This window comes from Alteromonas sp. C1M14, assembly GCF_018860965.1.
Lineage (GTDB): Bacteria > Pseudomonadota > Gammaproteobacteria > Enterobacterales > Alteromonadaceae > Alteromonas.
In genome coordinates this window covers 302,965-318,548 of sequence record NZ_JAHKQF010000002.1, presented here as the reverse complement: position 1 = coordinate 318,548, position 15,584 = coordinate 302,965, and the positions used below count along the sequence as shown (strand labels likewise).

Below are 15,584 nucleotides of genomic sequence, written 5' to 3'. Positions count from 1 at the left end.
CGGGCGTGCTTTTTAGATACACGCCCGGTTTTTTATTTGCTAGGGAGTAACGGATTGCTCTTCTTCTGGGCTTAATACTCCCCAGATATCATGTTCATCGGCATGAATGATTTCGGCCCAAACCCGTTCCCCGGGCGAGACATCAAAGACCCCATTGAGATGGACAACGCCATCGACTTCAGGCGCGTCGGCGTAGGTTCGACCTACCGCGCCTTCGCTATCAACGCTGTCGATTACCACTAGGTATTCTTTGCCAATGCGCTGCTTTAGACGTTGGGCGCTAATTTCACCTTGCACTTCCATAAACCGCGCCAATCGCGCTTGCTTTACGTCTTCGGCAACGGGATCCGGCAATGCGTTAGCCTTGGCACCTTCAACAGGGCTATAGGTAAAGCAACCGACTCTATCTAACTGGGCTTCGCGGATAAAAGTAAGTAGTTCCTCGAATTCTTCATCGGTTTCACCAGGAAAGCCGACAATAAATGTCGAGCGAATGATCAATTCAGGACAGGTTTCCCGCCATGCTTTAATACGCTCGATGGTGCGTTCAGCACTGCCAGGACGTTTCATTAGCTTAAGGATACGTTTATTGGCATGTTGGAAGGGAATATCCAAATAAGGGAGTAGGCGACCTTCGTTCATAAGTGGAATGAGATCATCAACATGGGGGTAGGGATAGACATAGTGTAATCGCACCCACATATCCAACTCGCCCAACTTTTCGCACAATTGCTGCATATGGGCTTTTACCGGTACGCCATTCCAAAACCCTGTACGGTGTTTTATATCCACGCCATAGGCACTGGTGTCTTGAGAAATGACCAGTAGTTCGCTGACGCCGGCATTTTTCAACCGTTGAGCTTCATCTAATATTTCGCCGACAGGCCGGCTGACGAGGTCACCGCGCATGGAAGGAATAATGCAAAACGTACAACGATGATTACAACCTTCTGATATTTTCAGGTAGGCATAGTGCCGTGGTGTCAGTTTAATACCGTGATCGGGAACCAAGTGTTCAAAGGGATTATGCGCCGGCTTAGGTAGATGGCTATGGACTTGCTCTACTACGGTTTCATAGGCATGAGGACCGGTTATTGCCAGCACATTCGGGTGAACTTCACGAATTTCGTCTTCTTTGATCCCAAGACAGCCGGTGACGATGACCTTACCGTTTTCATTTAACGCCTCTCCGATGGTGTCTAAGGATTCTTGTACCGCCGAATCAATAAACCCACAGGTGTTAACGATAACCAGATCTGCATCGTTATAAGTTGGTACTACATCGTAACCTTCTGTTCGTAATTGGGTGAGGATGCGCTCTGAGTCCACCAGGTTTTTCGGGCAGCCTAAGCTGATGAAGCCGATGCGGGCATTGTTGGCTGTCTTTGACTGCGCTGCGGCCTGCCGTGATTGGGCATCGAGTACCTTCACTGGCGTTTCTAATGTGGTGGTGTTATTGGGAATAAATTTTTCTACGGTCATAATGCTTGGAAGTAAAACGTTAATGACGGGATTATATCATTAATGTACCACTGTGCTGCATGTAACTTTTCTAGGTTACTGTTATTATCTTGGTTGATAAATTCTGACACGAAATCCACGGCGTTAAGCAAAGAGAGATGAAATGAATATTTATGTGGTCGGTGAAACAGGTATTGCCCTCGAAAAGATCTTGCCTGTTATGGCAGAATTGAGAACGGCGTTATCCGAAGATGCAATACGCAAACAAATCAGGCGACAAATGGCCGATGGCTATGAAATGCTTGCCGTTGTTGATGCTGGACAAGCCGTGGCCGTATGTGGATTTGTGACCAAAGAAAAATTAGCTTGGGGTAAACATATCTACATTGATGATTTAGTCACGGTGGCCGACGCCCAGAGCAAAGGGGCTGGTCATCTATTGCTTGATACCGTGATCAAGTTAGCTAAAGAGCGGGGATGCGCCTCGGTTCACCTAGATTCTGGGGTACAGCGGTTTGCCGCTCATCGCTTCTATCTTCGTCACAACTTCGATATTACCAGTCATCATTTTGCGCTAAACCTGTAATGGTAAACATGTTGTTGCCACTGCATTGTTACGATCACAAAGGTCGTATTATGCCGCCACGGTGGTTATATACCTTACTTTTGTTGTTATGCACAGATTGGTTGGCGCTGATATTTTCACTCGCGAGTATGGGGCAAACGTCTCAGTTGCTGTCGATTCTGTATCCAGACAAAGCGGTGTTAGGCAGTCGCTTACTGGCAACCTTACCGTTTTTAGTCGTGTTGTTGTTTTTGGGCAATCGTTCTCGATTGTGGAATAAAGGGTGTTATCGATGGCGGTGGGCAATAAAACCCTTGCTTTATGTGGGCATCATAAGCAGCATCGGCGCGCAACTTTCTACCATGGCGCGAGAGTGGTGGGAGTTTCACTGGACCCCAGCCGTTTTTTTGTTGCTCAATGTGGTTTTGTTAGTTAGCGTGGTACGCAGTCGACACCTGTCTTTTATGGTTAAAGACTGGTGTCATCGAGACCAAACCCATTCAGCACTTCACAACGCTACTGACGCTGATGAGACAAGGCTTGGTTAAAGTAGTTGGCAACACTGATGCTACTGTCATTGACTAATCTTTCGTAGCAAATTCCGGCAAATGCATAGGAGCGTTCTCCTACATCAAGAACCACAAAGGGGGCGTCGGGGTTTGACTCATCATAGCGCCACTGGCCGCCTGCCACTTGACGATAACACTCGCCGATGTAAGCGCCGTATATATTACAGATGGTAAATACCGAACTGTCTTCTAGGGCATTATCTTGGTACTTATCTAGAAAAAGCAGCAGGATGTCATCCACTAACGCAATACTCGAGGGTGAAGAGTCTAACTCTACATTAAATTCTTCACTTGCCGTTTTAATCGCATCATTGGCACATTCTGTCATCAGTGTGGATAATTCAGTCTGTTCCATGGGTGACTCCTTATTATTGTTTTACCAATGTTACGCACATCAGCAAATAGGTTAATAACTAAATATTACGCGTTTTCACGACATGTGGATAGTCGATTTACCACTGACGCTGCGGCGAACATGCCAAAGGTGGCGGTGACAGTTACCACGGCACCAAATCCCCCCGCACAATCGAGTTTAGTGCCGCCCTCTAAAGCTGACTTGTTAAAACAGACACTGCCATCAGGTTGAGGATAACGAAGTTGTTCTGTGGAATAAATACATTCCACACCAAAGCGTCGTTTAGGGTTTTTCGTAAAGTTGTAAAAACGACGTAGTTCGCTACGCACCTTGGCGGCAAGAGGATCTTGTATGGTCTTTGCCAGATCGCCTCGGGTAATTAACGTCGGATCTATTTGACCGCCAGCGCCGCCGATGGTCACGATATGTTGTTTGTTGCGCTTACAGCAAGCGATAATGGCGGCCTTGGCCTTTACGCTGTCAGTGGCCTCCACCACACTATCAAACTGGGGGTTGATGTAGTCTCGCACGTTATCCGGGGTAACAAAATCTTCAATAATGGTAACATTACATTGAGGATTAATTTGCTGTACTCGCTCTTTAAGTACGGCGACTTTGGGTTCACCTACCGTGCTATCTAGGGCATGAATTTGACGGTTGATATTCGTGGTACATACATCGTCTAAATCGATAAGGGTGAGGGAGCCTACTCCTGAGCGGGCCAAAGCTTCGGCGCTCCAAGAACCCACACCACCTACGCCAATTACGCAAACATGTGCTTGTTGGAGGCGACTAAGGCCATGTTCTCCGTATAAACGTGTAATACCACCAAAACGTTGTTTTTCACTCATAATAATTTTTAACTGTTACGCCGTGTTTGAATCGAAAAAGATAGCTTGCTTATGGTGGGGTATTCTATCGTAAAACACCCAGCTAGTAAGGGCGACAAAGACAAATATTAGCAATTTCGTTTTTAATTGATTGAACCCGCTTTGGTACTCGCATACTATTTGGTTATTAAAGGAAAACACAATAGCATCAAACAGGAAGGTCAATGAAACCAGTTATATTAGCAGGGGGATCAGGCAGTCGCTTGTGGCCCAAATCTCGCGCTGCATTACCTAAGCAGTTTCTTGCGCTTACTTCAGAACATACCATGTTGCAGGAAACGGTTTCCCGTTTGAATGGAACAGATTGCGAAAACCCTATTTTCATCTGCAACGAAGCTCATCGCTTTTTGGTGGCGGAACAACTACGGGTTGATAACATTTCCCACGATGGCATTTTACTTGAACCGGTAGGACGGAACACGGCCCCGGCCATTGCTTTAGCGGCCTTACATGCAACTAAAAATGGCGAGGACCCGGTATTACTTGTGCTGGCAGCCGATCACCTGATTAAGAACAAACCGGCGTTTCATGAGGCTATTGAAAAAGCCGAATTACTTGCCGAGTCTGGAAGTTTAGTAACATTCGGTATCGTGCCGGACCAGCCCCATACGGGCTACGGGTATATTAAAGCCGGTGATACCAAAGGCGGTGGTTTTGAGGTGGCTGAGTTCGTAGAAAAACCCGATTTACCTACCGCAGAAAAATACGTCAGTTCTGGCAAATATTTTTGGAATAGCGGCATGTTTATGTTCAAGGCCAGTCGCTATATCGAAGAACTCGAGAAATTTAATCCAGAAATTCTTTCTGTATGCCGTAAGGCCATTGAAACAGAAGCCTCTGACCTAGACTTTATTCGCGTTGATGCCGATATTTTTGCACTGTGCCCAGATGATTCCATCGATTATGCCGTTATGGAGCGTACACACAATGCGGCCATGATCCCCTTAAATGCGGATTGGTCTGATGTGGGCAGTTGGTCGTCATTGTGGGAAACATCAGAAAAAGATACCCGGGGTAATGTGGTAGTCGGTGATGCCATTCTTGAAGGCGTGAATAACAGCTATGTCAATGCGGAACAGCGATTAATTGCCGTTATCGGGTTAGACAACGTTGTGGTGGTTGAAACCAAAGACGCCATTATGGTGGCACATAAAGAACAAGTACAAAATATCAAGAAGGTGGTCAATCGGCTTAAAAAAGAAAAGCGGCCAGAGTTTGAATTCCACCGAGAAGTGTTCCGTCCTTGGGGAAGTTATGACGCTATTGATAGCGGCCAACGATTCCAAGTAAAGCGTATTAAAGTGAAGCCGGGCGAAAAGCTTTCAGTACAAATGCATCACCACCGTGCAGAGCACTGGGTGGTCGTAGCAGGTACCGCAAAAGTTACGCTGGGAGAAAACACCGTGCTACTTACTGAAAATGAATCTACCTATATTCCCATCGGAGAGGTCCATTCGTTAGAAAACCCCGGTAAAATAACCTTGGAACTTATCGAAGTGCAGTCGGGTACCTATTTAGGTGAAGACGATATTGTACGTTTTTCTGACCGTTACGGCAGAACTAAAAAAGAGGAAGATAAACAGTGAGCCAGCCCATTAGTTGTTTTAAGGCGTACGATATACGTGGTGAACTGAACATACAGTTAACAGAAGCGGTTGCCTATCGCATTGGCCGTGGTTTTGCTCAAGAACTTAATGCGAAAACTGTGGTGGTTGGAGGCGACGTGCGATTGACCTCAGCACCGCTTAAGCTAGCGTTAGCCGCAGGTCTTATCGACGGAGGGGCGAAGGTTATTGACCTTGGCATGACAGGCACAGAAGAGATTTATTTTGCCACCAAACATCTTGGTGTCGATGGGGGCGTTGAAGTCACCGCCAGCCATAATCCGATTAATTATAATGGTATGAAACTGGTAAAGGCGGGATCGGTTCCCATTAGTGGTGATACTGGACTTAATCGTATCAAGTTGGCAGCCGAAACCTTTAGTGATGACGAAGTTCACACGCGTCTTATGCATTATACCGGTGGTGAAGTGATTAATGATGACGCCTTCTTTGCGGGCCATTGTCACGTAAAAACCGCGGCCTTGATAGCCAGTTCCTGTTACGAACAACAAGATTGTTTATCAGATTATGCTGAACATGTAGTGTCTTATATCGATGTTAATAAATTAAAACCGCTGAAAATTGTGGTGAATGCGGGCAATGGGGCCGCAGGTAAGGCCCTTGATGCTATAGAAGCCATTTTTAATAACCAAAATGTGCCCGTTGAATTTATTAAAATACATCATCAACCCGACGGTCAGTTTCCCAATGGGATCCCAAACCCTCTACTGGTAGAGAATCGTGCTGATACCGCAGAAGCGGTGAAAAAGCATGGTGCTGATTTTGGTATTGCTTGGGATGGTGATTTTGACCGTTGTTTTCTATTCGATGCAGACGGACGTTTTATCGAAGGTTATTACATCGTGGGCTTATTAGCCCAGGCTTTCATTGATAAGGAACCTGCAGCAAAAATTATCTATGACCCCCGGGTTTTTTGGAATACACAAGACATTATCAAAAAAGCAGGTGGCACCCCTATTATGTGTAAAACCGGCCATGCCTTTATTAAAGAGCGCATGCGCAAAGAAGATGCGGTGTATGGTGGTGAAATGAGTGCCCACCATTATTTTCGAGATTTTGCCTATTGCGACTCAGGAATGATCCCTTGGTTACTCATCGCAGAACTTGTCTCCACCCAGGCAATTCCATTATCTGAAATGGTAGATACCCGTATCAGTGCGTTTCCTTCATCAGGTGAAATAAATAGTGTACTTAACGATGCCGATGCCGCTATCGAGCGGATCAAAGCCAACTATGAAAAGGCTGCCTTAGTGGTGGATAAAACCGATGGCATTGGTTATGAATTTGCCCAATGGCGGTTTAACTTAAGAAAGTCGAATACTGAGCCGGTTGTTCGCTTAAATGTTGAATCAAAAGGTGATGTGGCGTTAATGGAAAATAAAACGGCTGAACTGGTGGCATTAATCCGAGACGAATAAGCTGGATTAATGGATAAAAAAGCCTCTTTTAAAGAGGCTTTTTTTTAGAACAATAAGATAATCATCCAACCGTGACTTAATACCACCACAGTTGTTAGCGCCATCCTTAACGTAATATAACTGACAATTTCTTCTTTGGTGAGCGTTAAGCTTTGTTTATCGTAGAAAAGCACGCCGAGGTAGCATAAAGACAATAACCCTAATACAAAGGGGTGGCCTGCTAGAACCAGGCATAGCCATCCAAGCAACGTCGGTAGCATGGCGATATATAATTGTGCTCCGTACTCCCGCTTTGACAGAGCATCCCACCAGTAGATACCACCGAAAAATGACAATAATACTGCAGAGTACTGGGTAAAATACCGCGCACTTGTAGTCAGTGGTAGCCAATCTAACGAGCCTACCAAGGGGAGTAAGATAAACGGGATCAAGCCCGCAGTACCTAAATAGACAACAGAGTAGGGCATATACGTCTCCAAAAAAAATAGCGCCTTAAGGCGCTATTTTATCATGGATTAATCAATTATTTATCCAGCGGTGTAAATTTACGTTTGCTATGACCGGTATACATCTGACGAGGACGACCAATTTTTTGGCCTTTGTCGCTCATCATTTCGTGCCAGTGTGAAATCCAGCCAACGGTACGAGACAATGCAAAAATACAGGTAAACATGTTGGTAGGAATACCAATTGCTTTAAGGATGATACCAGAATAGAAATCAACGTTCGGGAACAGTTTTTTCTCTGAGAAATAATCATCGCTTAATGCAATACGTTCCAGCTCCATTGCCACGTCAAGAAGGGGATCTTTAACATCCAGCTCTTTTAGTACTTCGTAGCAACTATCACGCATTACCGTCGCGCGGGGATCATAGTTTTTATAAACCCGATGCCCAAAGCCCATGAGACGGAACGGATCGCTTTTATCTTTCGCACGCTCGATAAACTCGGGAATACGATCAACACTGCCAATTTCTTCCAGCATGTTCAGGCACGCTTCGTTTGCGCCACCATGAGCAGGACCCCACAAAGAGGCCACACCTGCTGCGATACACGCATAAGGGTTGGCACCAGAAGATCCGGCTAAACGAACGGTAGACGTTGACGCGTTTTGCTCGTGATCCGCATGCAATGTAAAGATGCGATCCATAGCACGTTCAACTGCAGGGCTGATTTTATATTCTTCAGCTGGCACAGAGAACATCATGTTCAAGAAATTACCGGCGTAGCTTAAATCATTACGTGGATAAACGAATGGTTGGCCGATATTGTACTTATAGCACATGGCTACTAGTGTAGGCATTTTGGCAATAAGACGATGGGCACTGCGAATACGTTGTTCCGGGTTCGAAACATCTAAATCACTGTGATAGAAAGAAGACATCGCGCCTACGGTACCACAAAGCATTGCCATGGGATGCGCGTCGTTACGGAAACCATGGAAGAACATGTTAATTTGTTCGTGAACCATGGTATGACGGGTAATCGTTTCACGGAATTCGTCATATTCTTCGTTCGTTGGCGCTTCACCGTTTAGGAGCATGTAGCACACTTCTAGATAAGATGCGTCACGTGCGAGTTCTTCAATAGGGTAGCCGCGATGAAGCAGTACACCTTTCGCACCGTCGATATAAGTGATGGAAGACTCACATGAGCCTGTGGCCATGAAGCCTGGGTCGAAAGTAAAATACCCATTGGCGCCTAATGAACGTACATCAATTACATCTTGACCTTCGGTGCCGGACAAAATCGGTAATTCGATTTCAATATCACCGGCTTTCAGAATGGCCTTCTGATCTGCCATATATGCTCTCCTCAGAAATGTTTCTTTGGCAACGTTCTCACCACAAATCGGGTGAGTTTGTTGTAAAAAGTGGCGTAGTTTTACTTTATTATGCAGGGGAAAGTCAATTTAATTGCATAATTGTATAATAAATATTCTCATTAATTTTACGTTATATTGGTTAATTACAGTAGGGCACAGCGCGTATTTCTCCTTAAGTATTCAGATTATTTGAATTTTTCATAGTTAACTTTAGTAAAATTTATACGCAATTACACGGCCAGCAAAAACATATCATATAAAAATTGATTACATCTAATTCATCTAACGGTCGCGCGATACCGTTGTGTTATAGTTAACATACGGGTTGCAGGGACACAGATTGTAATTTAACCGTGATCAAACGTGCATTTTATTTTACAAATCGAGATTGTAACGTTGAATTATCACTCCCAAGGAAGGTATAAGACTAAAGTCCTAATACGGTACAAAAAATTGTAATTGTACAATGCGCTGGATATACTCAGCGGTGCTTGATTCAACATCAAATTACAATGTTAACCAGGCAACACATAATTCACAAATTGTTAACAAACTCAATGGACGAGATAATTAACAGGTAAAATAACTGAATTACTTAGTCAGGACATAAAAACAACGGGTAATTCTTATCCCTACGGATCAAACAGGCATAAATTGTGAAAAAGCAAAGACCAGTAAATTTAGACCTCAATACAATTAAATTTCCTCCTTCTGCTGTTTCTTCAATTCTCCATCGCATTACCGGCGTAGCCATGTTTTTCGCACTCTTGTTTGTCATTTGGGCATGGGCAGTTTCTGTTTCATCGCCAGAAGGATTTGCAAACGTGCAAACAATCATGGATGGAGTTATTGGAAAGCTCATTGCTATCGGAACAGCTTCTGCACTCATCTACCACATTCTTGGCGGTATCCGTCACGTAATTATGGATATGGGGCATTGGGAAGAACTTGAGTCAGGAAACAACAGCGCACGAGCCATCATGGCATTGTGGATAGTACTGACCGTCGTACTGGGAGTCGTATTATGGTAACTAACCAGGCAAGTATGAAACGAAATGGTGTTCAGGATTTCGTAACACTTCGCACCACCGCAGCCATTATCACTGCATTTTCTTTGTTCATGGCGTGGTTTTTTATTTCTACAGACGAATTAACCTACTCAGTATGGCACGGTTTATTCTCTGGTCTTGGGATGAAAGTATTCACTTTCGCTACCTTGGTTGCTGTCATGTTTCACGTTCGTGTGGGCCTGTGGCAGGTTTTGACTGATTATGTGAAGTCGCCAGGATTACGCGCTGTTTTACAGTTCGCCCTTAACCTAACTGCTTTCGTTTACGTTGTGGTTGGTTTGTTTGTTTTGTGGGGTATCTAATATGAATAATATGAATTTACCAGTGCATGAATTTGACGCTGTTGTTATTGGTGCTGGTGGCGCGGGAATGCGCGCGGCACTGCAGATCTCTGAGTCAGGTAAATCCTGCGCCTTATTATCAAAAGTTTTTCCTACCCGCTCTCATACTGTTTCTGCTCAGGGCGGTATTACAGTAGCGCTGGGTAATTCCCATGAAGATAACTGGGAATGGCACATGTATGACACCGTTAAAGGGTCTGATTACATCGGTGACCAAGATGCCATCGAGTATATGTGTAAAACTGGGCCTGAAGCCATTATCGAAATGGAAAATATGGGGCTGCCTTTTTCCCGTTTTGAAAACGGAAAAGTGTATCAGCGTCCTTTCGGTGGCCAATCAAGAAATTTTGGTGGTGAACAAGCCGCACGAACAGCGGCAGCGGCTGACCGTACAGGTCATGCATTGTTACACCTCCTTTATCAGCAGAATGTAAAAAACAAAACCAAAGTTTTTTCTGAATGGTACGCTTTAGATTTGGTGAAAAACCAAGATGGTGATGTAGTCGGCTGTACAGCAATCGATATTGAAACCGGTGAAGTGGTTTACTTCAAATCACGGGCAGTAGTACTTGCCACAGGTGGCGCAGGACGTATATTCGCTTCAACCACCAATGCTCACATTAACACCGGTGACGGTGTAGGCATGGCATTACGAGCTGGCGTATCAGTTCAGGATATGGAAATGTGGCAATTCCACCCAACGGGTATCGCGGGAGCCGGTACACTGGTTACCGAAGGTTGCCGTGGTGAAGGTGGATATTTGCTTAATAAAGACGGTGAACGTTTTATGGAACGTTACGCGCCGAATGCAAAAGATTTGGCCGGTCGTGACGTTGTCGCCCGTTCCATGATGACTGAGATTCGTGAAGGTCGTGGTTGTGAAGGTCCTTGGGGCACACACATTAAATTGAAACTAGACCACTTAGGTAAAGATGTATTGGAATCACGGTTACCCGGTATCCTTGAATTATCCAGAACATTTGCGCACGTTGATCCAGTTAAAGAACCTATTCCGGTAATTCCAACTTGTCACTATATGATGGGTGGTATTCCTACCAATGTTGATGGCCAATGTCTTACTGTTGACGAAACAGGTAAAGAAACAGTAGTTAACGGTTTGTTTGCCTGTGGTGAGATTGCTTGCGTATCGGTACACGGTGCCAACCGTCTTGGTGGTAACTCATTGCTTGACCTAGTGGTATTTGGTCGTGCAACTGGCTTACATCTTGGTGAAAAGCTTGCCGAAATGGAGCCTTCTCGCGATGCGTCAGACTCTGATCTTGACCTTGCAATGGCACGTTTCAATCGTTGGGAAACTTCAGAAAAAGGCAAAGGCGAAGATCCGGTGCAAATTAAGAAAGACATGCAAGAATGCATGCAGCTTAATTTCTCCGTATTCCGCGAAGGTGATGCTATGGCCGAAGGTCTTTCTCAGCTTAAAGAAATCAGAGAACGCCTTAAACATGCACGTCTTGATGATAAGAGTTCAGATTTTAACACTCAGCGTATCGAGTGTTTAGAACTGGATAACCTTATGGAGACAGCATACAGTACCGCCGTTGCTGCAAATTATCGTACAGAGAGCCGTGGCGCACACAGCCGCTTTGACTTCCCTGATCGTGATGATGAAAACTGGTTATGTCACACCATTTATAACCCAGAAACAGAATCGATGATCAAACGTGATGTCAATATGGCGCCGAAATTACGGGAAGCATTCCCGCCTAAAGTGCGTTCGTACTAAGAGAGGCAAGTATCATGCAATTAAGTTTTTCAATTTATCGTTACAACCCAGAGGTTGATGACGCGCCAAGAATGCAGGATTACTCCCTGGAAGTTGAAGAAGGGCGTGACATGATGGTACTGGATGCACTGCTGCAATTAAAAGAGCAGGATCCGTCGCTGTCATTCCGTCGCTCATGCCGTGAAGGTGTGTGTGGTTCCGATGGCGTGAACATGAATGGTAAAAACGGTTTGGCGTGTATTACGCCACTGTCAGCCTTAGGAAAAGGTAAAATTACGGTCAGACCACTACCGGGATTACCCGTAGTAAGAGATTTAGTGGTTGATATGACGCAGTTTTATACCCAGTATGAAAAGGTAAAACCGTTTCTTATTAACGATAGCAAGCAGCCGCCAGCAAGAGAGCACCTTCAATCTCCAGAAGAACGTGCTAAGTTAGATGGCCTGTATGAATGTATACTGTGTGCATGTTGTTCAACATCATGCCCGTCGTTCTGGTGGAACCCGGATAAATTTATCGGTCCAGCAGGCTTGTTACATGCATATCGTTTTCTAGTGGATAGCCGTGATACAGCTACCGACGAACGTCTTGGCGACCTAGATGATGCATTCAGCGTCTTCCGTTGTCATGGCATCATGAACTGTGTCAGTGTATGTCCTAAAGGTTTGAACCCAACGAAAGCCATCGGCCAAATTAAGTCGATGTTGCTCCAGCGGGCTGTTTAGTACCAAAATCTGACGCTTATCTAAGTTCAGATTGATTTTTCTAAATGGCCATCCGTGTGGGATGGCTATTTTTTTATATATACGGGATAAACGGTTGGTTCTTATGAAAATAACCGCCATAATATAACACCGTGTTTAAAGTTATTCCTAAACGTAGCAAGGCACTATAATGCATGAAAGCGTGATGAAAGCGTGGTGGGATTCTTCGCATATGGCGGGCTCAAATGCTGCCTATGTGGAAGAGTTGTATGAAATGTACCTCGATAACCCACAAAACGTCTCTGAAACCTGGCGACAGGTTTTTGATACCCTACCTAAAGTTGAAGGCGTAGAGTTAGAAAGTAATCATACGTCTATTCGTAACCAATTCAGGCAGTTAGCTGCCCTCGGACCCACAGCGCGTATGTCTTCGTCGGCGTCAAAAGAAGGCTCAGCGCCTTCTGACGAAAGACAAGTCAAGGTGCTACAGCTGATTAATGCTTACCGGTTCCGTGGTCATCAAAATGCTAATCTTGATCCCTTAGGACTTTGGAAACAGCCTAAAGTCCGTGATCTAGAATTATCTCACCACAGCCTCTCTGAAGCTGACTTCGATACCACATTTAACGTCGGCTCCTACGCCATTGGTCAAGACACCATGTCGTTGGGTGAGTTGTACAAATCGTTAAATCGTACGTATTGCGGGTCGTTGGGTGCAGAATACATGCACATCACCGACACCGAACAGAAACGATGGTTACAGCAACGCATCGAATCCTGTGAAGCCAGACCGCAAATCAGCAAAGAGCAGAAAGTCGCTATCTTAAAAGGACTCACTGCCGCTGATGGTATGGAAAAATACATCGGCGCCAAGTTCCCTGGCGCAAAGCGTTTCTCATTGGAAGGGGGCGATGCCCTAATACCCATGTTGAAAGGGCTGATTACCGATGCAGGTTCTGCCGGCACTAAAGAAGTCGTTGTGGGCATGGCTCACCGCGGACGCTTAAATGTCTTGGTTAACGTGTTAGGTAAAAATCCATCAGTTTTATTTGATGAATTTGCTGGCAAACATGACAACACCCTAGGTTCCGGTGATGTCAAGTACCACGCTGGCTTCTCGTCTGACTTTGCTACGCCAGGCGGCAATGTTCACTTAGCATTAGCGTTTAACCCGTCCCATTTAGAAATCGTTAACCCTGTTGTGATGGGGTCGGTACGTGCTCGTATCGATCGTCGTAATGATGACTTTTCTAAAGTGCTACCTATTACCATTCATGGTGATTCGGCTATTGCTGGACAAGGTGTGGTACAAGAAACCTTCAATATGTCTCAAACTCGCGGTTTCGCCGTGGGTGGTACAGTACGTATTGTTATTAATAATCAGGTTGGCTTTACCACGTCAAAAACCGAAGATACGCGATCTACTCAGTATTGTACTGATATCGCTAAAATGGTGCAGGCACCAATCTTCCACGTTAATTCCGACGATCCTGAAGCGGTCATGTTTGTGACCAAGCTGGCGTTAGATTATCGCAATAAATTTAAAAAAGACGTTGTCATTGATTTGGTTTGTTATCGTCGTCATGGTCACAATGAATCTGATGAACCTAACGCCACACAACCTTTGATGTATCAAAAAATCAAAAAGCATCCTGTTCCTCGTCAAATCTACGCGGATCAGTTAATGGCTGAAGGCTCTCTTGAGACAAGGGATGCAGAGAAAATGCTTGAGGATTATCGAGCAGCTTTAGATCACGGTGCATGTGTAGTAGAAGAGTGGCGTCCAATGACTGAACATTCAGTGGATTGGACTCCTCATATTGGTCATGATTGGGATGCGCCTTACGACGGCAGCTTGTCTGTTGAGAAACTAAAGTCATTGGGTGAAGCGTTAACCAGTTACCCAGAAGATTTTAAACTCCATTCTCGGGTAAATAAGGTTTATCAAGATCGTAAAGCCATGGCAGCTGGGGAAAAGCTCCTCGACTGGGGGATGGCAGAAAACCTAGCCTATGCGTCTATTGTTGATGATGGCAGTAACATTCGTATGACCGGCCAGGATTCTGGGCGCGGAACTTTCTTCCATCGTCACGCCGTACTGCACAATCAAAACGATGCTGGTACGTTTATGCCATTGCAAAATATCCGTGATGGGCAAGGGGAAATCGAAATTTACGATTCCGTCTTGTCAGAAGAAGCGGTAATGGCGTTTGAATATGGTTATGCCACTGCAGAGCCCAGTTGTTTAACCATTTGGGAAGCGCAGTTTGGTGATTTCGCTAACGGCGCCCAGGTTGTATTTGATCAATTCTTAAGTTCAGGGGAAGCCAAGTGGGGCCGTTTGTGCGGTTTGACTGTGTTGCTTCCTCATGGCTACGAAGGTCAGGGACCTGAGCATAGCTCAGCGAGACTAGAGCGTTTCTTACAATCATGTGCTGATCATAACTGGCAAGTTTGTGTGCCTTCAACGCCGGCTCAGGTGTTTAATATGATTCGCCGTCAGGTTGTGCGCCCTATGCGTAAACCACTCATTGTTATGTCACCTAAATCACTCTTACGTCATCCTTTGGCAGTATCTTCTTTAGAAGAACTGGCTGAAGGTGTGTTTAAGAATGTGATTGGTGAAGTAGACGATCTTGATCCTGCGAAGGTAGAGCGCGTCGTTATGTGTTCAGGTAAAGTTTATTACGACTTGCTTGACCAACGACGGAAAAACGAACAAACCAACGTAGCAATCATCAGATTAGAGCAACTCTATCCGTTCCCTCAGGAAGAGTGTGCGAAGATCGTTGCACAGTATAGCCATGTAAAAGACTGGGTGTGGTGTCAGGAAGAACCTCAAAATCAAGGGGCCTGGTACAGCAGTCAGCATCATTTCTGGCAGGCCATCCCAGATGGCGCAAAACTCACTTATGCAGGGCGTGAAGCCTCGGCTTCTCCTGCAGTAGGCTACTTATCCGTTCACAACCAGCAACAAAAAACTCTGGTTGAAAACGCACTCACGATTAAATAAGGAA

General features: G+C 45.1%; 14 protein-coding genes. 9 read left to right on the top strand and 5 right to left on the bottom strand.

The window, feature by feature from the left end:
• Positions 1 to 39: 39 nt before the first annotated feature.
• Positions 40 to 1,482, bottom strand: coding sequence for a 30S ribosomal protein S12 methylthiotransferase RimO (rimO, locus tag KO501_RS01945; RefSeq protein ID WP_216027956.1), 1,443 nt, complete (start codon positions 1,480 to 1,482; stop codon positions 40 to 42).
• Positions 1,483 to 1,624: 142 nt separating this feature from the next.
• Here rimO and KO501_RS01940 point away from each other — a divergent pair, with 142 nt between their 5' ends.
• Positions 1,625 to 2,047, top strand: coding sequence for a GNAT family N-acetyltransferase (locus KO501_RS01940; RefSeq protein WP_216027955.1), 423 nt, complete (start codon positions 1,625 to 1,627; stop codon positions 2,045 to 2,047).
• 8 nt (positions 2,048 to 2,055) lie between these two features.
• On the top strand, positions 2,056 to 2,574 hold the full coding sequence (locus KO501_RS01935) for a DUF2919 family protein (protein ID WP_216027954.1): 519 nt from the start codon (positions 2,056 to 2,058) through the stop codon (positions 2,572 to 2,574).
• Here KO501_RS01935 and KO501_RS01930 read toward each other — a convergent pair.
• On the bottom strand, positions 2,543 to 2,950 hold the full coding sequence (locus KO501_RS01930; protein WP_216027953.1) for a hypothetical protein: 408 nt from the start codon (positions 2,948 to 2,950) through the stop codon (positions 2,543 to 2,545). The genes KO501_RS01935 and KO501_RS01930 overlap by 32 nt on opposite strands.
• A 65-nt stretch (positions 2,951 to 3,015) precedes the next feature.
• Positions 3,016 to 3,801, bottom strand: coding sequence for a tRNA cyclic N6-threonylcarbamoyladenosine(37) synthase TcdA (gene tcdA / locus KO501_RS01925; protein ID WP_216027952.1), 786 nt, complete (start codon positions 3,799 to 3,801; stop codon positions 3,016 to 3,018).
• A 203-nt stretch (positions 3,802 to 4,004) separates the two neighbouring features.
• Here tcdA and KO501_RS01920 point away from each other — a divergent pair, with 203 nt between their 5' ends.
• A complete protein-coding gene (locus KO501_RS01920) occupies positions 4,005 to 5,426 on the top strand; it encodes a mannose-1-phosphate guanylyltransferase/mannose-6-phosphate isomerase (RefSeq protein ID WP_216027951.1) in 1,422 nt (473 codons plus the stop codon).
• On the top strand, positions 5,423 to 6,883 hold the full coding sequence (locus tag KO501_RS01915; protein WP_216027950.1) for a phosphomannomutase CpsG: 1,461 nt from the start codon (positions 5,423 to 5,425) through the stop codon (positions 6,881 to 6,883). The genes KO501_RS01920 and KO501_RS01915 overlap by 4 nt, the downstream gene beginning before the upstream one ends.
• A gap of 44 nt (positions 6,884 to 6,927) precedes the next feature.
• Here KO501_RS01915 and KO501_RS01910 read toward each other — a convergent pair whose 3' ends face one another.
• Positions 6,928 to 7,350 (bottom strand): DUF3429 domain-containing protein, encoded by a 423-nt coding sequence (locus KO501_RS01910; RefSeq protein ID WP_216027949.1) that lies wholly within the window; start codon positions 7,348 to 7,350, stop codon positions 6,928 to 6,930.
• Between the two features lie 56 nt (positions 7,351 to 7,406).
• Entirely contained in the window at positions 7,407 to 8,687 is a 1,281-nt protein-coding gene (gene gltA, locus KO501_RS01905; protein ID WP_216027948.1) for a citrate synthase, read from the bottom strand.
• A gap of 677 nt (positions 8,688 to 9,364) precedes the next feature.
• Here gltA and sdhC point away from each other — a divergent pair.
• From sdhC to KO501_RS01880, 5 genes are all read left to right on the top strand, one after another.
• Positions 9,365 to 9,739, top strand: a complete 375-nt coding sequence (sdhC, locus tag KO501_RS01900) for a succinate dehydrogenase, cytochrome b556 subunit (RefSeq protein ID WP_216027947.1) — start codon at positions 9,365 to 9,367, stop codon at positions 9,737 to 9,739.
• Positions 9,733 to 10,080 carry a succinate dehydrogenase, hydrophobic membrane anchor protein gene (sdhD, locus tag KO501_RS01895; protein WP_216027946.1) on the top strand — a complete coding sequence of 116 codons (348 nt, stop codon included), beginning with the start codon at positions 9,733 to 9,735 and terminating at the stop codon, positions 10,078 to 10,080. The genes sdhC and sdhD overlap by 7 nt, the downstream gene beginning before the upstream one ends.
• A gap of 10 nt (positions 10,081 to 10,090) precedes the next feature.
• Positions 10,091 to 11,863, top strand: coding sequence for a succinate dehydrogenase flavoprotein subunit (gene sdhA / locus KO501_RS01890; RefSeq protein WP_216028184.1), 1,773 nt, complete (start codon positions 10,091 to 10,093; stop codon positions 11,861 to 11,863).
• A gap of 14 nt (positions 11,864 to 11,877) precedes the next feature.
• Positions 11,878 to 12,588 (top strand): succinate dehydrogenase iron-sulfur subunit, encoded by a 711-nt coding sequence (locus KO501_RS01885; protein WP_216027945.1) that lies wholly within the window; start codon positions 11,878 to 11,880, stop codon positions 12,586 to 12,588.
• Between the two features lie 169 nt (positions 12,589 to 12,757).
• Positions 12,758 to 15,580 (top strand): 2-oxoglutarate dehydrogenase E1 component, encoded by a 2,823-nt coding sequence (locus KO501_RS01880; RefSeq protein WP_216027944.1) that lies wholly within the window; start codon positions 12,758 to 12,760, stop codon positions 15,578 to 15,580.
• Positions 15,581 to 15,584 lie beyond the last annotated feature (4 nt).